Source organism: Streptomyces sp. NBC_00075 (assembly GCF_045041225.1).
Classification (GTDB): domain Bacteria; phylum Actinomycetota; class Actinomycetes; order Streptomycetales; family Streptomycetaceae; genus Streptomyces; species Streptomyces adonidis.
Window position 1 is genome coordinate 5,830,034 of the sequence record NZ_CP108243.1, and the last position, 18,272, is coordinate 5,848,305.

The 18,272-nt window shown below is 69.9% G+C and carries 15 protein-coding genes and 3 tRNA genes; 6 read left to right on the forward strand and 12 right to left on the reverse strand.

Features of this window, described 5'->3' with window-relative positions; all coding sequences use genetic code 11:
- The first annotated feature begins 239 nt into the window (after positions 1-239).
- From OG787_RS25345 to OG787_RS25355, 3 genes are all read left to right on the forward strand, one after another.
- A complete protein-coding gene (locus OG787_RS25345) occupies positions 240-1,982 on the forward strand; it encodes a hypothetical protein (protein ID WP_405540585.1) in 1,743 nt (580 codons plus the stop codon).
- A 426-nt stretch (positions 1,983-2,408) separates the two neighbouring features.
- Entirely contained in the window at positions 2,409-3,914 is a 1,506-nt protein-coding gene (locus OG787_RS25350; protein WP_369037061.1) for a N,N-dimethylformamidase beta subunit family domain-containing protein, read from the forward strand.
- Positions 3,915-4,000: 86 nt separating this feature from the next.
- A complete protein-coding gene (locus OG787_RS25355; RefSeq protein ID WP_405536472.1) occupies positions 4,001-4,912 on the forward strand; it encodes a phosphoribosylaminoimidazolesuccinocarboxamide synthase in 912 nt (303 codons plus the stop codon).
- 61 nt (positions 4,913-4,973) lie between these two features.
- On the opposite strand, the gene OG787_RS25360 is transcribed toward OG787_RS25355, so the two are convergent.
- The 8 genes from OG787_RS25360 to OG787_RS25395 all read right to left on the reverse strand — a co-directional run bounded on the left by OG787_RS25360 (position 4,974) and on the right by OG787_RS25395 (position 9,752).
- Positions 4,974-5,046: transfer RNA gene (locus OG787_RS25360), tRNA-Gly, on the reverse strand.
- A 43-nt stretch (positions 5,047-5,089) separates the two neighbouring features.
- Positions 5,090-5,701 (reverse strand): response regulator, encoded by a 612-nt coding sequence (locus OG787_RS25365; protein ID WP_369037063.1) that lies wholly within the window; start codon positions 5,699-5,701, stop codon positions 5,090-5,092.
- Positions 5,698-7,116, reverse strand: coding sequence for a sensor histidine kinase (locus tag OG787_RS25370; protein ID WP_405536473.1), 1,419 nt, complete (start codon positions 7,114-7,116; stop codon positions 5,698-5,700). Before OG787_RS25370 ends, OG787_RS25365 begins: the two co-directional genes overlap by 4 nt.
- A 19-nt stretch (positions 7,117-7,135) precedes the next feature.
- On the reverse strand, positions 7,136-7,879 hold the full coding sequence (locus tag OG787_RS25375; protein WP_369037083.1) for an ABC transporter permease: 744 nt from the start codon (positions 7,877-7,879) through the stop codon (positions 7,136-7,138).
- Positions 7,880-7,935: 56 nt separating this feature from the next.
- Positions 7,936-8,916 carry an ABC transporter ATP-binding protein gene (locus tag OG787_RS25380; RefSeq protein ID WP_405536474.1) on the reverse strand — a complete coding sequence of 327 codons (981 nt, stop codon included), beginning with the start codon at positions 8,914-8,916 and terminating at the stop codon, positions 7,936-7,938.
- Between the two features lie 163 nt (positions 8,917-9,079).
- Positions 9,080-9,152, reverse strand: a tRNA-Gly gene (locus OG787_RS25385).
- Positions 9,153-9,232: 80 nt separating this feature from the next.
- Positions 9,233-9,304, reverse strand: a tRNA-Gly gene (locus tag OG787_RS25390).
- Positions 9,305-9,434: 130 nt separating this feature from the next.
- Positions 9,435-9,752: an Lsr2 family protein gene (locus tag OG787_RS25395; protein WP_369037066.1), complete on the reverse strand. Its 318-nt coding sequence runs from the start codon at positions 9,750-9,752 to the stop codon at positions 9,435-9,437.
- Positions 9,753-10,136: 384 nt separating this feature from the next.
- Between OG787_RS25395 and purS the strand changes: the two genes are divergently transcribed.
- From purS to purL, 3 genes are read left to right on the forward strand one after another with little or no spacing between them, the layout of a single operon-like run.
- The gene (purS, locus tag OG787_RS25400) at positions 10,137-10,400 is read left to right on the forward strand and encodes a phosphoribosylformylglycinamidine synthase subunit PurS (protein ID WP_235476986.1); all 264 of its coding nucleotides are present in this window, start codon (positions 10,137-10,139) and stop codon (positions 10,398-10,400) included.
- Positions 10,397-11,077 (forward strand): phosphoribosylformylglycinamidine synthase subunit PurQ, encoded by a 681-nt coding sequence (gene purQ / locus OG787_RS25405; RefSeq protein WP_369037067.1) that lies wholly within the window; start codon positions 10,397-10,399, stop codon positions 11,075-11,077. Before purS ends, purQ begins: the two co-directional genes overlap by 4 nt.
- The gene (gene purL / locus OG787_RS25410) at positions 11,074-13,332 is read left to right on the forward strand and encodes a phosphoribosylformylglycinamidine synthase subunit PurL (protein WP_405536475.1); all 2,259 of its coding nucleotides are present in this window, start codon (positions 11,074-11,076) and stop codon (positions 13,330-13,332) included. Before purQ ends, purL begins: the two co-directional genes overlap by 4 nt.
- A gap of 88 nt (positions 13,333-13,420) precedes the next feature.
- On the opposite strand, the gene OG787_RS25415 is transcribed toward purL, so the two are convergent.
- The 4 genes from OG787_RS25415 to OG787_RS25430 all read right to left on the reverse strand — a co-directional run bounded on the left by OG787_RS25415 (position 13,421) and on the right by OG787_RS25430 (position 18,233).
- Positions 13,421-16,072, reverse strand: coding sequence for a glycoside hydrolase family 2 TIM barrel-domain containing protein (locus OG787_RS25415; protein ID WP_405536476.1), 2,652 nt, complete (start codon positions 16,070-16,072; stop codon positions 13,421-13,423).
- Between the two features lie 124 nt (positions 16,073-16,196).
- A complete protein-coding gene (locus tag OG787_RS25420) occupies positions 16,197-16,790 on the reverse strand; it encodes a Uma2 family endonuclease (protein WP_405536477.1) in 594 nt (197 codons plus the stop codon).
- 9 nt (positions 16,791-16,799) lie between these two features.
- A complete protein-coding gene (locus OG787_RS25425; protein ID WP_405536478.1) occupies positions 16,800-17,681 on the reverse strand; it encodes a GNAT family N-acetyltransferase in 882 nt (293 codons plus the stop codon).
- Positions 17,682-17,684: 3 nt separating this feature from the next.
- The gene (locus OG787_RS25430) at positions 17,685-18,233 is read right to left on the reverse strand and encodes a hypothetical protein (protein ID WP_405536479.1); all 549 of its coding nucleotides are present in this window, start codon (positions 18,231-18,233) and stop codon (positions 17,685-17,687) included.
- Positions 18,234-18,272 lie beyond the last annotated feature (39 nt).

Here is an 18,272-nt window from a genome sequence, read left to right on the forward strand (position 1 = left end):
CCTTCCGCCTGCCACTCCGCCGTCGCCGCGCGTCACCCACCTCTCCCCAAAGCCATTCCATCGAGTGACCGATCCCCCATCCGGCTGACGAGGCCCGGGCCCCCAACTATGGTGCGGCGCAAGCATTCCGGCACTTGGCCCACCGGCATTGCGATGTCAGTGGTGGGTGCCACAGTGGGGGAGTGAGCAACGTCAGGGTGTGCGGAAAAGGTAGGGGGTGACATCCGGTCGTGACCGGTATGGGTGTGGAGGCGGGCGCGCAGGTCGCGCGTTCCCGGGCCCTGGCCGTGCTGCGTATCCGCAGCAGGGCCCTGGCTGTCGCCCTGCTGCCCGCGGCCGTCGCCGTCGTGCTGTGGGCAGGTGTCTCCACCGGCCACCTCATGGGCGGCGGCTGGCACCTCGCCCGCTGGATCACGAGCGGCGCGGCGATCGTCGTACTCCTCGCGGCGGCCGTCATCGCCCTGGTCGTCGCCCGCGCCCGCCCCGCCATGAGCCCCACGGTCCCGATAGCCGAGGAATCGGCCCCGGACCTCTACCACCTGGTGCGCGACCTGGCCGACCGGCTGGGCGTCCCCGCACCCTCCGCGATAGCGCTCACCCCGGACTGCGACAGCTGGCTGGAGGACCGCACCCACCGCGCCCACACCCCGCCCCCGGCGGAGGACCGGGACGAGATATCGGGCGTACGAGGCCTGCGTCCCGCCCTCCAGCAGCATCGGCGTGCGGCGGCGCCCGTCCTCGTGATCGGCTCGCCGTTCCTGTGGTGGATGCGCGTCGGCGAACTGCGCGCGGTCCTCGCCCCGGTCGTCGCCGGTACGGGCCCTTCCGCCCACCCGGACATCGCGGCGGCGCGGCGCTTCGTACGAGGCCTGGACGCGGCGGTGGCCGTGGCGGCGGCGCCGCAGCGCGGACCCGTGTCCCGTACGGCACTCGCGGGCGTCGGCTGGGTCGCGAGGCTGCTGCTGCGCGGCTGTCGGGTGCACGCGGCCGAGATGGAGCGCGGGGTCGCGGTGGCCGCCGCCGAGCGTGCACAGGCTGTGGATTACGGGCTGCGGATCGTCGCACAGGAACAGGTCGGGCTGGCGTACGCGGGCTGGGACCGGTTGCTGACCCGGGTCGCGCTGCCCGCCTGGCGGATGGGCCGCTGGCCGGCCCGGCTGGACGCGGGCGTCGTCGCGGCGCTCACGGAACTGTCGCGCCGCGACCGGCTGGCCGAGGGCTTCACGTCCCGCCTGGGCGAACGCCCGGCCTGCGACCTGCTCGAAGAGCCCGGCGCGATCGACGAGGCGGCCTCGCTCCTCGCCGCCCGTCTCTTCCACGGGGGGCCGGCCGAGCCCGGCCCCGACTGGGCGCCGGTGGACTGGCAGGAGTATCCGGAGGAGGTGGTCGACCGTAAGTGGCGTACGGACGCGGCCCGCCTGCACCGGGTCCTCGACACGTTGGGTGTCCACCGCACGGCGACACCCACACGCCGGGAGGCCGACGCGCCGACCCTCTCCCGGGTGATGAACCACCTGGCGACGCCGCAGACGGTGGTGAGGGAGACGGCGGACGTGGAGGACGAGTACGGCGACGAGGAACGGGTGGGAAGCGAACGCAGCGAGGCTCTTGCCGCCGGGATCAGTGCGGAGGTCGCCCGCGAGGAGGCGGCGGCGCCGGCAGGCCTGGCCGGCCAGGGCCCGGACACGTCCGTCTGGGACGACGGCGGGCTGCCGCTCTTCCCTCTGACGCCCCCGCGTACGGGGCGTGAGCTGCTCGCCGATCACGTCACCGCGATGGTGTGCTGTGCGGCGATGGACACGGCTGGGGCGACACCGGGCCTGGACTGGCTGGACGGCCCGTCGCTGCTCCTCAACGGCGAACGAGCGGCGGACCTGGGCCCAAGGGTCCTGACCCTGATAGAAACAGGCGACCCGGCCCCCCTGGAGGCATGGCTCCGCACAACAGGAGTACGCCCGGAGAAACCGGTACGCCTGGTGTGACCCCGAGGGTTTTCGCCCCCGCCGTCCCTACCCGTTCCCATCCTCGGGGGCGCTGCCCCCGAACCCCCGTATCGCGCTGAACGCGCTCGTCCTCAAACGCCGGACGGGCTGACTACCCAGCCCGTCCGGCGTTTGAGGACGAGGCCGTTCAGGCCGAAAGGGGGGTCTGGGGGCGGCAGCCCCCAGGGATGGGAACGGGTAGGGGCGGCGGGGGCGAAGAAACAGGTCGGAGGACTCTCTTCCGCTTCTGGTCAATTAGCGACGAACGGTGACGGACTGCGTGCGTAATGTGATGTGCTGGGACCGATAGCGCACATGGCAATCGCGCGGGACATAAGACAGCGGGACACCAGCCCGCGAACGCAACACCGTAAAACGCAACACCGCACGCACACAGCTGACGGGGGAGCCAGGGAGGGAAGCGTCATGGGGCCGCAGCCGATCCGCCGCTGGGAGTCGGGAGCACTCGCGCACGCCGTCACGGACCCCTTCGGCCTGGGCCCCGTCCCCTGGCTCCGAGGCAGCGAGACCTATTTCGACGACACGGGCCACGTAGTCCCCTGGTACGTGGACCCCTTAGACCCCACCCCCACCGCCAGAATCCCCAACCCCCGTACCCCCCGCACCACCCCCCGCCCCACCGGCGGCCCCCGAGCCGCCGACGACGTACACCGGCAGATCAAGGGCTTCGCCTCCACCGGCCCCGCCGCCCCCGGCGAGGCCATCGACTTCCACATCACCGTCGACCCGCCGCAAGAGTTCGCCGTGGACATCTACCGCATCGGCCACTACGGCGGCGACGGCGCAGCCAAGATCACCACCAGCCCCCGCCTCTCCGGCATCGTCCAGCCCCCGCCCCTCACCGCCGACCGCACGGTCTCCTGCCACCACTGGTGGCTCTCCTGGCGGCTCCAGATCCCGTCGTACTGGAACATCGGGGCGTACGTCGCCGTCCTCACCACCGCCGACGGCTACCGCTCCCACATCCCCTTCACCGTCCGCGACAACCACCCGGCGGACCTGCTGCTCCTCCTGCCCGACATCACCTGGCAGGCGTACAACCTCTACCCGGAGGACGGCCGCACCGGCGCGAGCCTCTACCACGCGTGGGACGAGGAGGGCCGGCTCCTGGGCGAGGCCGACGCGGCCACCACCGTCTCCTTCGACCGCCCGTACGCCGGCGCCGGCCTCCCCCTCCACGTGGGCCACGCCTACGACTTCATCCGTTTCGCCGAGCGCTACGGCTACGACGTCGCCTATGCCGACGCCCGCGACCTGCACGCCGGCCGCGTCGACCCCACCCGCTACCGGGGCCTGGTCTTCCCGGGCCACGACGAGTACTGGTCCTCGGCGATGCGCCGCACCACCGAACTCGCCCGGGAGAACGGCACGTCCCTCGTCTTCCTCTCCGCCAACACCATGTACTGGCAGGTGGAGCTGGGGCCGTCCCCGTCCGGTGTCGCCGACCGCCTCCTCACCTGCCGGAAGCGTCGCGGGCCAGGGAAGCCCGCCCTCTGGCGCGAGATCGACCGGCCCGAGCAGCAGTTGATCGGCATCCAGTACGCGGGCCGGGTCCCCGAGCCCACCCCCATGGTCGTGCGCAACGCCGACCACTGGATGTGGGAGGCGACCGGCGCCCACGACGGCGACGAGATCGACGGCATGGTGGCAGGCGAGGCCGACCGCTACTTCCCGCGCACCCAGCTCCCCGAGCACGAGGACCGCATCCTCCTCGCCCACTCCCCGTACGCGGACAGCGAAGGAGCCCTCCGTCACCAGGAGACCTCCCTCTATCGAGCCCCCTCGGGCTCCCTGGTCTTCGCGTCCGGAACGTTCGCGTGGTCCCCCTCCCTGGACCGCCCCGGCCACGTCGACGCCCGTGTCCAACGGGCCACCGCGAACCTCCTGGACCGCATCTGCAAACGGGACTGAAACCCGACCCCCCGCCCCCCTGGCGCAGACGCGCTCTCCGCATACGGGAGAATCGACCCACTTGGTCATCACCACGGGGAGGAACCGTGTCCGGATTCGTAGAAAAGCCCGAGCCCCTCCAGGTTCCGGGTCTGGTGCATCTGCACACCGGCAAGGTGCGCGACCTGTACCAGAACGAGGCGGGCGACCTCGTGATGGTCGCCAGCGACCGTATCTCCGCCTTCGACTGGGTGCTACAGACGGAGATCCCCGACAAGGGCCGCGTCCTCACCCAGCTCTCGCTCTGGTGGTTCGACCAGCTCGCCGACCTGGCCCCCAATCACGTCCTGAGCACCGAACTCCCGCCGGGCGCCCCCGCCGACTGGGCGGGCCGCACCCTGATCTGCAAGTCCCTGCGCATGATGCCGGTGGAGTGCGTGGCCCGCGGCTATCTCACCGGCTCCGGCCTCACCGAGTACAACGCGACCCGTACGGTCTGCGGCCTGGCCCTGCCCGAGGGCCTCACCGACGGCTCGGAACTCCCCGCCCCGATCTTCACCCCGGCCACCAAGGCCGCGGTCGGCGAGCACGACGAGAACGTGTCGTACGAAGAGGTCGCCCGCCAGGTCGGCGCCGAGTCCGCCGCCGAGCTGCGCCAGGCGACCCTCGCCGTCTACTCCCGCGCCCGCGACATCGCCCGCGACCGGGGCATCATCCTGGCCGACACGAAGTTCGAGTTCGGGTACGAGAGCACGCCGGACGGCGAGACCCTGATCCTGGCCGATGAGGTCCTCACCCCGGACTCGTCCCGCTTCTGGCCGGCCGAGGAGTGGGAGCCGGGCCACGCACAGCCCTCGTTCGACAAGCAGTTCGTACGGGACTGGCTCACGTCCGCCGCATCCGGCTGGGTCCGCGCCAGCGAGCAGCCCCCGCCGCCGCTCCCGCAGATCGTCACGGACGCGACCCGTGCGAAGTACATCGAGGCGTACGAACGTCTGACGGGGATCAGCTGGAGCTGAGCCCGCCCCCTCCGCATACGACGAAGGCCCCGGTCCACTGGACCGGGGCCTTCGACTGCTGAGCGGACGACCAGGTTCGAACTGGCGACCTCAACCTTGGCAAGGTTGCGCTCTACCAACTGAGCTACGTCCGCATCGCGTCCCGCACGTGTCGTACGTGCCGTGGCGCGAGACCAACTATACCCAACCCCGACGCCGGGCGAGCCGCACCGCGGCATGCCGGTTCTCGGCCCCGAGTTTGGAAACGGCCGACGACAGATAGTTCCGTACGGTCCCCTGCGACAGTGCGGCCCGCTCCGCGATCTCCGCGACCGGCGCCCCGTCGGCGGCGAGTTCGAGCACCTCGGCCTCGCGCGCGGTCAGCGGCGAGTCCCCGGCGGAGATCGCGTCGGCGGCCAACTCGGGGTCGACGTAACGGTTTCCGGCGTGCACGGTACGGATGATCTCGGCGAGCCGCTGCGCGCTGACCGTCTTGGGGACGAACCCCCGCACACCGGCCGCAAGTGCCCGCTTCAGATGTCCCGGCCGACCATGGCTGGTCACGATCAGCACCCGGCACTCCGGCAGTTCGGCCCGGAGCGATGTGGCGACCTTCACACCGTCCGCGCCCGGCATCTCAAGATCGAGCACGGCCACGTCGGGCCGGTGTGCCCGGGCCATGGCCAGCGCCTCGGGCCCGGTGGCGGCCTCGGCGACGACCACGAGATCGTCCTCCAGAGCGAGCAGCGCGGCCAGCGCACCCCGGATGAGGTGCTCGTCGTCGGCGAGCAGAAGCCGCACACCCCTCATGAGGTGACCTCACTCACAACGAACCCGGCACCGGACCCCGGACTCGTCCCGGACCCCGGACTCGTCCCGGACCCCGGACTCGATCCGGAGTCTGCCTCTGAACCGGCCCCTGATCCAGCCCCGGAACCCGCCGGCAAAGGCACAGTAGCGATCACCCGAAACCGCCCCTGACCCGAACCCGAACCCGTAACCGCACCCGTACCCGTACCCGCACCCCGGCCCTCCCCCACAACCCCCGCCTCCAGCCGCCCCCCAACGGCAGACAGCCGCTCCCGCAGCCCGACAAGCCCCGAGCCCGACCCCGCTCCCGACCGGGACCCGGGGCCCTCCCCGGACTCCCCACCGCCGACGACCCCGTCGTTCTCCACGGTCAGCACCACACACCCGTCCCCCACCCGCACCCGAACCCCGCACCACCCCGCATCCCCGTGCCGCAGCACATTGGTGGTCGCCTCCCGCACCACCCACCCGAGCGCCGACTGCACCTCGCCCGGCAGCCCGACCGCCGCCTCCCCGGTCACCTCGCAGGAGATCCCCGCGGCGGTCAACACACCCTGCGCGCCGAGGAGTTCAGCCCCCAGATCGGCCTCCCGATACCCCCGTACGACATCCCGTACCTCCCGCTGCGACTCGCGGGCGATCCGCTGCACCTCGATCATCTGGTCGACGGCCTCGGGCCGTTCGCGTCGGGCGAGCTGGACCGCCAGTTCGCTCTTGAGGGCGATCACCGCGAGGTTGCGTCCCATCACGTCGTGCAGATCGCGCCCGAACCGCAGCCGTTCCTCGGCGACGGCGAGCCGGGCACGGGTCTCGCGGGCCTCGTCCAGTTCGTACACGACGTTGAGCAGCCAGACCGAGATGGCGCAGGTGGTCGAGATGATCCCGGCGGCGATCAGCAGCCCGAGGCCCGTACCGAGGGCCACGGCCCCCGGGAAGCCCAGCAGGAAGGACACGGCGGCCGAGCCCACGGACATACCGGCCACCAGCGCCAGCATCCGCAGCCGGCTGCGGAGTCCGAGGGTGAGGGTGCCGGTGCCGAAGGACGTCACCCCGATGAACAGTCCGCCGACGGCGGTCTCCGTGTCCTTGCCGCCCGGCCCGTGGGCGGCGACGACGAGGGCCAAGACCCCGAGCGCCGCGGTGACCACGCCGAGTACGGCCAGCAGTCGCAGCGGCTGTTCACGGGTCCCGCGCACCCAGTCGAGCGCCCGGGTCGCGGTCCTCGCGCAGAGCACGGAGTGCGCGCACACCAGCAGGAACAGCCAGGGTGAGAGCCGCGCCCCCACCTGCCCGAGGACGGGCAGCCCGATCGCGGTGACCTCGACGACGGGCAGGAGCAGAAACGACCAGCGCGTGTACGTCTCCACCTTCGCCGGCGTGCTCTTCCGCCCCCACCAACTCCCGGGCCTGCGCATGTCCCCTGCCCCCGTCCCGTCAGTGCCGCGGTTCCCAGCGGAACCACCGTCGTACAGCAAACACCGACAGCACGGTCCAGGCCAGGCCGGTCACGACGGCGCCCAGCGTCTCGTACGCCGACAGGTCACCGGTCCAGGCGCCGCGTACGAGGGTGATCACAGGTGTCAGCGGGAGGAGTTCGCAGAAGGAGGCCAGCCGGTCGGGCAGCACCTCCAGCGGGACGGTGATCCCGGAGCCGAGAAACGAGACGAGCATCAGCGGCAGCGAGGTGACCTGCGCGCTCTCGGTGGTCCGGCTGAGGCTCGCGGTGAGCGCGGCCAGCGCCACACACATCACCAGGCCCAACAGCAGCCCGATGACGGCGAGTTGGGGTGCCGGTGGCGCGTCGAGGTCGAGCAGGACGGCACAGCCGACGGCCAGCAGCACACTCTGTACGAAGCCTGTCACGACCGCCGGGAGCGCCGATCCGGTGAGTATCTCGACGTCGCGCAGCTCACCGGTGCGCAGCCGCTTGAGCACGAGTTCCTCGCGCCGGGCGGTGTAGACGCCGACGAGGGCCGCGTACACGGCGAACAGCAGCGAGAAGCCGACCGAGGCGGGCAGGATGACCGTCCCGGTACTGAGCCCGGCCTCCTTCAGGTCCATCCCGTCGGCGGCGGACCACGCACTGAACGGCAGCACCAGCGGCACGAACAGGGCTGCGACGAGCGTCCCCTTGTTCCGCAGGAACAGCGCGGCCTCGGCCCGGGCCAGGGCCCGCATCCGCCCGGCGGGAGTGGTCGTACTTCCGCCCGTACCGATGCCACCGACAACCGCGCTCACGCGACACGCTCCTCGGCCACAACAGAACTCTCCACACTCTCCACGTCCGCGGACGCCTCCCGCGCGATCCGCAGGAACGCCTCCTCCAGCGAGGCCGACCGCACGTCCAGCCCCCGCAGCTCGACCCCGGCCCCCTCGGCCCACATCAGCAACTGCGTTGCCGCGCGCTGGAGTTGATGGGTGCGCAGTCGCACGACGCGCCCCTCCTCCTCGTACCCGCTCACACCGAACGAGTCGAGCGGCGGCAGGTCCCCCACGAAGTACCCGGTGGGCAGCTCGAAGGAGATCCGGGACGGCTGCGAGGCGGTCACCTCGGCGGGCGTACCGGCGGCGGCGATGCGCCCCTCGTGGAGGATGGCGAGCCGGTCGGCGAGATCCTCGGCCTCCTCCAGGTAGTGCGTGGTGAGCAGTACGGTCGTACCGCCGGCGCGCAGTTCCCGTACCAACTCCCAGGTGTCGCGGCGCCCTTCGGCGTCGAGACCGGTCGTCGGTTCGTCGAGGAACAGCACCTCGGGGTCGCCGAGGAGGGCGAGCGCGAGGTCGAGGCGCCGCCGTTCACCGCCGGACAGCTGCTTCACGCGTACGCCGGTCCGCCGCCCCAGTCCGACGAGCGCGAGCGCCTCCGCCTCGGGCCGCGCGCCGCTCGTGCACCCGGCCCACATCCGCGCGGTCTCGCCGACGGTCAGGTCGGACGGAAAGCCGCCCTCCTGGAGCATCACACCGGTGCGCGGCCGTACGGCGGCCCGCTCGGCGTACGGATCATGGCCGAGTACCCGCACCCGACCCCCGGCCGGTGGCGCGAGCCCCTCCAGCAGTTCGACCGTCGATGTCTTGCCCGCGCCGTTCGTGCCGAGCAGGGCGAAGATCTCCCCGCGGCCCACGGAGAAGGACACCCCGCGCACCGCCTCGAACCCGCCCCCGTACACACGCCGCAGGTCAGTGACCTCAATCACGTGTTCGCGTTCGTTGGTTTCCATGCCTTCAGCATCCGGGCCGGAAGGAGAGGAGGGCAGTGCGTGGTGTCATCAGCGCGCATGACAAATGTCAGACGCCGATGGAGCTGAAGCTGGAGCCGATGGAAGTGGTGCCTGGGAACACGACGAAGGCCCCGGTCCATTGGACCGGGGCCTTCGACTGCTGAGCGGACGACCAGGTTCGAACTGGCGACCTCAACCTTGGCAAGGTTGCGCTCTACCAACTGAGCTACGTCCGCATTGCCTCCAGTCGGCTTTCACCGACTGGCGCGAGCACCAGCCTACCTGATCCACAGCAGTGGTCTGGTCGACGATGCAGAGCGGGTGACAGGAATTGCACACTGCGCCTTCCCCCTGGAAGGGGGATGTTCTGCTACTGAACTACACCCGCAAGCCTCCGTGAGCCGGGCCTTTCGGCCTTGCCCCTCGGCGTGCTCCAGACTCTAGCTGATCAGCAGGGGGGCAACGCAAGTCGGTTGCGCCGAGGGGCTCCTGAGGCGCCGCAGGGGTGCTGCGGGGTACTACTGGGCGGCGGTGAAGGCCTCGTACACCTTCTTGGGGATGCGCCCGCGGGCCGGTACGTCGAACTTGTTGGCGAGGGCCCAGGCCCGGACCGCCGACGGGTCGGGGGCGACCTCCGTCTGCTTGTACGCCTTGCCGGAGCGCGACCGCTTGCGGCCGGCCTCCACGTACGGCTCCAGGGCCTTACGCAGTTTCTTGGCATTGGTTTGATTCAGGTCGATCTCGTACGACTTGCCGTCAAGTCCGAAGGCGATCGTTTCCGCCGCTTCCGAGCCGTCGATGTCGTCAGAGAGTGTGACCACGACACGCTGAGCCACGAATATCGGTCCCTTCGTGCGACACCTCTGCCACGACGTGCGAAGACGTCGGGAGGTGTCGAAAGATCTCGGTTGTCCGACTGTTATTGGGCAAAGTATCGGCTAATGCCTTTTCCTTTGTACAGTGCCCGGCATTGCAATGGGAAGCCCGACTAAATCTGTCCGCGTGTCTCCCCCGCAATAGACATCCTGGTTGCGAACCCGGATCTTTCCCAGAACTTTTCGTGTTGGCGCCGGTCCGATACCGGATCGTGATGCCGTCCTCGTCGTTTCCCGTAGATTCCTACGAATCTACCCGCGTAGAAATTTTGTACGGGTAGTCTGAACCCACCTGTAGGAACCTCGCCAGGAACCTTGCTCAGCACCACAACACCGGGAGTGCCAGTGGCACGCGTCGTAGTCGACGTCATGCTCAAGCCGGAGATCCTCGACCCCCAGGGCCAGGCGGTGCAGCGTGCACTGCCGCGTCTCGGTTTCGACGGTGTCTCCGACGTACGTCAGGGAAAGCGATTCGAACTGGAAGTTGACGGACCGGTGGACGACGCCGCGCTCGCCCGCATCCATGATCTTGCGGAATCCTTCCTCGCCAACACCGTGATCGAGGACTTCACCGTGAAGGTGGAGGAGATGGTGGGGGAAGAGAAGTGACTGCTCGTATTGGAGTCGTCACCTTTCCGGGTTCGCTGGACGACCGGGACACTCAGCGCGCGATCCGGCTCGCGGGTGCGGAGCCGGTGGCTCTCTGGCACAAGGACAAGGATCTCAAGCAGGTCGACGCGGTGGTTCTGCCGGGCGGATTCTCGTACGGCGACTATCTGCGCGCGGGTGCCATCTCCCGTTTCTCCCCGGTGATGGAGTCGGTCATCGAGCAGGCGAAGTCGGGCATGCCGGTCCTCGGCATCTGCAACGGCTTCCAGATCCTCACCGAGGCGCATCTCCTCCCGGGCGCGATGCTCGGCAACAACCACCTGCACTTCATCTGCCGCGACCAGAAGCTGCGGGTGGAGAACGCGGACACGGCCTGGACCGTCGACTACGACGCCGGCCAGGAGATCCACATCCCGCTGAAGAACATGGACGGCCGGTACGTCGCCGACCAGCACACGCTGGACGAGCTGGAGGCGGAGGGCCGGGTGGTCTTCCGCTACCTCGACTTCAACCCGAACGGGTCGCTGAACGACATCGCGGGCATCACCAACGAGGCCGGGAACGTCGTGGGCCTCATGCCGCACCCCGAGCACGCGGTCGAGCCGCTCATCGGGTCCGGCCGCACCGACGGCCTCCCCTTCTTCACCTCGATCCTCAAGAAGCTGGTCAACGCATGAGCCGGACGCCTCTGGACACGGTCGAGCACGCGGCCGAGACCCCCGACGTCGAGCTGCCCTGGGCCGAACTCGGTCTGAAGAAGGACGAGTACGAGCGCGTGGTCGAGATCCTCGGCCGCCGCCCGACCGGCGCCGAGCTGGCCATGTACTCGGTCATGTGGTCCGAGCACTGCTCCTACAAGTCGTCGAAGGTGCACCTGCGCCAGTTCGGCGAGAAGGCCCCGCAGTCCGACGCCCTGCTTGTCGGCATCGGCGAGAACGCGGGCGTGGTCGACGTCGGCCAGGGCTACGCGGTCACCTTCAAGGTCGAGTCGCACAACCACCCGTCCTACGTCGAGCCCTACCAGGGCGCGGCCACGGGCGTCGGCGGCATCGTGCGCGACATCATCGCGATGGGCGCGCGCCCGGTGGCTGTGGTGGACCCCCTGCGCTTCGGCGCGGCCGACCATCCGGACACCAAGCGCGTCCTCCCGGGCGTGGTGGCGGGCATCGGCGGCTACGGCAACTGCCTCGGCCTCCCGAACATCGGCGGCGAGGTCGTCTTCGACGCCTGCTACCAGGGGAACCCGCTGGTCAACGCCGGTGCGATCGGTGTGATGCGGCACGAGGACATCCACCTGGCGAAGGCGTCGGGCGCGGGCAACAAGGTCATCCTGTACGGGGCTCGTACGGGCGGTGACGGCATCGGCGGCGCGTCGATCCTGGCGAGCGAGACCTTCGACGACGCCAAGCCGTCGAAGCGCCCCGCGGTCCAGGTGGGCGACCCCTTCCAGGAGAAGCTCCTCATCGAGTGCACGCTCGAAGCCTTCAAGGAGAAGCTGGTAGTCGGCATCCAGGACCTGGGTGCGGCGGGCCTCTCCTGCGCCACGTCCGAGCTGGCGTCGAACGGCTCCGGCGGCATGCGCGTGACGCTGGACGACGTACCCCTCCGCGACTCCACCCTCTCGCCCGAGGAAATCCTCATGAGCGAGTCGCAGGAACGCATGTGCGCGGTCGTGGAGCCGGAGAAGGTCGACCGGTTCCTGGAGATCTGCGACAAGTGGGATGTCATCGCCACGGTGATCGGTGAGGTCACCGACGGCGACCGGCTGGAGATCTTCTGGCACGGCGGCAAGATCGTCGACGTCGACCCGCGTACGGTCGCGCACGACGGCCCGGTGTACGAGCGCCCATACGCCCGCCCGGACTGGCAGGACGCCCTCCAGGCGGACGACGCCAACAAGCTTGCGCGCCCGGCGAGTTCGGATGAGCTGAAGGCCCAGGTCGTCCAGCTGGTCAGTTCCCCCAACCAGGCGTCCAAGTCCTGGATCACCTCCCAGTACGACCACTTCGTGCAGGGCAACACGGTGTTGGCGCAGCCCGAGGACTCCGGGATGATCCGCGTCGACGAGTCGACCGGCCTCGGTGTCGCCATTGCGACGGACGGCAACGGCCGCTACGCCAAGCTCGACCCGTACGCGGGCGCGCAGTTGGCGCTGTCGGAGGCATACCGGAACGTGGCGACGACGGGTGCGAAGCCGCTCGCGGTGTCGGACTGCCTGAACTTCGGTTCGCCCGAAGACCCGGCGGTGATGTGGCAGTTCGCGGAGGCGGTACGTGGACTCGCGGACGCCTGCCAGCAGTTGGGCACGCCGGTGACGGGCGGCAACGTCTCGCTCTACAACCAGACGGGCGACGTGGCCATCCACCCGACGCCGGTGGTGGCGGTACTGGGCGTCATCGACGACGTGGCTCGGCGCACTCCGGTGGCGTTCCAGGAGGAGGGGCAGCTGCTGTACCTCCTCGGGGACACGCGCGAGGAGTTCGGCGGCTCGGCGTGGTCGCAGGTCGTGCACGACCACCTGGGTGGCCTGCCGCCCAAGGTCGACCTGGAGCGGGAGCGGCTGCTGGCCGAGATCCTGATCTCCGCGTCCCGCGACGGCATGATCGACTCGGCCCACGACCTGTCGGACGGCGGTCTGATCCAGGCGGTCGTCGAGTCGGCGCTGCTGGGCGAGAAGGGCGCGCGTCTGGTCGTACCGGACGGGCTCGACGCCTTCACCCTCCTGTTCTCGGAGTCGGCGGGGCGTGCGGTGGTGGCCGTTCCGCGCTCGGAGGAGCTGCGCTTCAACGACATGTGCGGGGCGCGGGGGCTGCCGGTGACGCGGATCGGTGTCGTCGACGGCGACTCGATCGAGTTGCAGGGCGAGTTCACGCTCACGCTGGCGGAACTGCGCGAGGCACACGAGGGGACGATTCCGGCGCTGCTGGCGTAGTCGGCAACGGGATCAAGCTGGATCAACTGGGTTGGCTGAGGCCCCCGTTCGGATATCTGTCCGGGCGGGGGCCTCTTCGTGCGTGGGCTCAGGACGGGCGTACCGGCAGGGTGACGGTCGCCGGTCGTAGCCCCTCCGCGCTCGCCGTGAGGGTGAGGCGGCCCGGGGACTTGGCCGGGCGGAGGACGGCGAGGGCACGGCCGTGCCAGGTGTGGCGGCGGGGCTGCTGGAAGCTGTCGACGTTGTGCGGGTTGCCGTTGCCGACGCCCGCCAACTCCCCGGCGCCGCCGATCTCGAACCGCACCTCGTACGTGGCGTCGGGCACGAGACGCCCGTGCCGGTCGACGACCTCGACGAGGACGTGGGCGAGGTCGTCGCGGCCGGTGGTGAGGGCTCTGACGTCCGGTACGAGGCGGAGGGCGGCCGGGGAGCCGACGGTACGGAGGGTCTGGCGTCCGATCTCCTCGCCGCCGAGACTGGCGACGGCGGTCAACTCACCGGGTGCGTAAGGGACGTTGAAGGTGGCCATGGCCCGCTCGGGAGCGGTCGCGGCGCCCTCGGGGAACTCGGCGCCGTTGAGGAGGAGTCGGACGCTGTCGCCGCCGGTGTAGACGTGCACCTTGAGCGGGGTGCCGGGTTCGACGCCCTCCCAGGTCCAGCTGGCCAGCTCGTCGAAGTACCCCCACCAGATGGCGACTTGCTCGGTGCCGGCCGGGGTGGGCCGCTCCACGAGCACCTCCACGGGACTGCGGCCCAACACCGCGTCCCGCCAGTGGTTCTGCGGCTTGCGCTGCCCGATGAGGTCGAAGTCGCCGCAGTTCGCCTGGAAGTAGGGGTACGGATAGCCGAAGCCGCCCCAACCGTGGTGCAGTTCCCGGGAGATGGACCACCCGGGCATGACGCTCTGGTCGCCGATGGTGGCCCCCGTCCCCACGGGCGGGATCGGCGTCTTGCCGATACCGGCCTCGCCGAGGTAGTCCCAGGCGGCCCAGACCCAGGTGCCGGTGGCCCAGGTGTGCTCGCGGGCGAAGTGGATGTCCTGGTAGATCGTCGCGGGGAACGTCTCGTTGTGGGTCATCGCCTTGGCGGGGTTGGCAGCGTGCATCTGGGCGTAGCCCTTGCCGTTGGCGTTGTAGTGGACGTCGCCGACATCGACGTAACTCCAGGAGGGATCACTGGCGGTGAAGGTGGACCCGCCGCCGAGGGTGCTGGGTCGGGTGGGGTCGAGGGAGCGAAGGAGGTCGGCCATCTCCGCACCCCGGTGACCGTTGGTGCGGTCGGTGATCTCGTTGCCGAGGGACCAGATGACGACGCTGGGGTGATTGCGGTCCCGGAGGACGGTGCTCGTGAGATCCCGCTCCCACCACTCGGCGAAGTGGACGGAGTAGTCCTGGGGGTTCTTGCCGGTGTCCCAGACGTCGAAGAACTCGTCCATCACCAGCATGCCCAACCGGTCGCAGGCGTCGAGGAGTTCGGGTGTGGGCGGGTTGTGGGCGGTGCGGATGGAGTTGAACCCGGCGGCCTTGAGGATCTCGACCCGACGTTCCTCCGAACGCCCGAGCGCGACGGCACCGAGCGGCCCGTGGTCGTGGTGAACATTGCCGCCCATGACCTCCACGGGTTGACCATTGAGGAGGAAACCGACCTCACCGTTCCAGACGATGGACCGGATCCCGAAGCGAGTGGTGACGGTGTCGACGACCCGCCCGCCGACCAGGATGTCGGCCCGCGCGGTGTAGAGGCTGGGAGAGCCGAGGGACCACAACGCGGCCTGTCGGATGGGCAGTTCGAGGGCAGGGATGTCGACTGTCGTGCTTGCCGTGACGCTCTGCGGCGGCGCGTGACGGGTGGCGACGATGCGTCCGCGCGGGTCGAGAACGGTGACGCGTACGGAGGCGGTGGAGTCGTGCGTGCCGAGGTTGGCGACGGAGACGGCGACACGGGCGAGCGACCGGTGCGGGCTGACCTCGGGCGTCGTGACGTGGACGCCCCAGAGGGGGATGCGTACGGGCCCGGTCACCGTGAGCCAGGTGTGGCGGTAGATGCCGGAGCCGGAGTACCAGCGGCTGTTCTGGCCGCTGTTGTCGACGCGGACGGCGAGGACGTTCGGGCCGGTCGGGTTCAGGTGGGGGGTGAGGTCGTGGGCGAACGAGGTGTAGCCGTAGGGATGGAAGCCGAGGTGGACGCCGTTGAGCCAGACGTCGGCGTTCTGGTAAACACCGTCGAACCGTAACTCGGCGTGCAGAGGGCCGAGTTCACCGGCAAGCGCCTCGGCCCCGAAATGCTTGCGGTACCAGCCGATCCCGCCGACCGTGTACCCGGTCGAGCCGCCGTTCTGGCTGCGCTGGGGGTCGAACGGGCCGATGACCGGGGGTGCTTGGGGTGCGGAGGGGTCGGGTTCCTTGGGCACGAGGAGCGACGGGTCACTGGTGACGGCGCCGTCGGGGGAGGGGGCGTAGGGCAGGTCCTCGATGCTCCAGTCGTGGGGGAGGTCGAGGAGGCGCCAGGAGGTGTCGTCGTAGGCGGCCGTCTCGGCGCCGGGGGCGTCACCACGGTGAAAGAGCCAGCCTTCGTCGAAGGAACGTTCACGTGCATGTCCGCCGGCGGCTTGCGGTTCCGAGGCTGCGGCGCCTGCCTGCCCGCTCCCGACGACCGCCGCTGATCCTGCGGCCACTGCACCGAGCTGTAGGGCCGTACGCCGGGTGACACCGTCCGACGCGCTGCCGTCTGTCCCGTTCATCGCCAACTCCTCCACACCGTCCAGGAATTCGGTATCTCGAACACCGGTCAGAATGCTGAACTGACACAGGCATGACAGGAGTAGGGCGAGGAGGCGGCGACGTCAAGACATGCGACAACAACCGCTACTTGAGGAACTCGGGGAACCTGAGAAACCTCTCCGTGTCCAGCTCGATGCCGATCGGGTCGGGAAGGGCCACGTTCTCGCCGAACTTCGCCGTGCGGATGTCGCGGTAGCCGCCGACCTGCCGGTCCGGGGAGCTGTGCACGGTGACGGTGCAGGAGTCCCGGTCGATCAAGAGGTACAGCGGGATGCCGGACTGGCCGTACGCGGCCGGCTTCTCGTGGCGGTCTCGTCGGTCGGTGTCCGAGTCGTACGAGGTGACCTCGACGACCATGAGCGCCCCGTCCGGGTCGGCCCATTCGCCGTGCCCCGCGAAGTGGGCCTCGGGCGCGAGCACGGCATCCGGCTTCGCCCGGCCCGCCCCGTACGCCTCCACCCGCAGCCCTGTGCCCTGGTACAGGTCCAGATCGGGCCTGGCCTGCATGCAGTGCCGGGTCAGCCAGGTCAGGATGGTGCTCCGGTCCCCGTCGGCCGCCCTCTTGACGCCGAGCCGCCCGTTGAGGAACTCCAACGTGACGGTCTCGGGAGCGGCGGAGGCGATCGCTTCGAACTCCTCCACCGACATCTGGGCCGTGCGCCTGGCTTCGACGGTCACGCTGCACCTCTACTCCGGTTCGTCATCGGCATACGCGAAGTCGTACGCGCCCCAGTCCGTGACCAGGCGGTAGCCGATTCGCTTGTAGAGGGCGTTGCTCGTGGGGTTGTTCGGGTCCGTGTACAGGACGACATCCGTCGCGCCCGCTTCCAGCGCCGCCCGGCTCACCTCGACCGTCACGGCAGCCGCGTAACCGCGACCGCGCAGGTGGGCCGGGGTGTAGACGGGGTCCACCCGGACCTGGCCGCCGACCAGGGGGTTCACGCCCGCCATGGACACGGGTGTGCCGTCCGGGGTCTCCCAGTAGGTGTAGGTCTTCTCGCCGAAGCGGGTACCGGACCAGGTGTCGGCGTTGATGGTGATGTCCTCCCCGAAGAACTCCGCGGCCTCACGGCACCACTGCATCAGGTGCTCATGGTCCGCCTCGCCCACGGGTCGGCCCCGACCCGCCGGCATCGGCTCCGGCGGGGTGAGCGTGCCGAGGCGGTACAGGTGGATCCGGGTACTGAACGTCGGCGTCGCGCCCGTGTGCCGCTGCCAGGCCTCGGCGAAGACGGTCGCGGTGTCGATGTCCCCGCTGACGCCCGGGGGCCGGTGACCGAGGGCGACCAGGTGGGCGGCGAGACCGTCGGCCTGCTCGGGCGTGAGGGAGGTGACGCTCAAGCGCTTCTGCGGGGTGAGCCGGAAGAAGGCGGCGGTGACCTCGCCGTCCTGCTCCAGCCGGCCGAAGACGGGGTCCTGGGCGGTGCTCGCGCCGGGCCCGTTCGTGCGCACCTGCTCGATGGTCGTCAGCGCGGTGGTGTGCAGGGCGGGCCGTGAGCGCAGGAAATCCCCGGCGAGGGCAGAAAACTCGTGCACGTCTTCGGTGAGGTACCAGCCATCCGATCGCATGCCTCATGGTTTCGGATCCACGCCGCCGCCAGCAACGCGATTGCCGTCAGGGCCCGGCGAAGAATGGCTGGTTGATGCGGCGCAGGCAGCGCACGCGTACGTGGTCCGACCAGGTCCGGAGCCCTGGTCGGCCGTGCCCAGGGCGACCAGCGGGGCGTTGCCGGGCTGTTGGCAGAGGGCACAGATGTGGGTCCTGCGGAGGCACGCGGAACACATACGGCCGGTGTTTTCGAGGGTCCCATAGCGCAGGAACGGGGCGCGGCCGACCTTGCAGACGTCACAGAGTGGCTCGTTCTCGACGCTGGCGACGACATCGCTCACGCGGCACTGACGCTCGGTGGAGTCGGCGAGCCGTACCCAGACGAGGTCGTCCTCGCCATCGGCCTCCGGGTAACCGGACCCGACCTGCACGACGACACCCTCGACGGGCTCGGGCACCTCACGCTCACGGAGGAAGGGCGGGACGAAGGTGGTCCCTTGGACTCGGTCGCCCAGGATGAAGTGGACGTCGGTGAGGGCACTGTTTCGGCGGCGGGGCTCAGGGGTGGTCATGGGGACAACGGTTCCGTCGTTCCAGCGGCCAGGCAATCG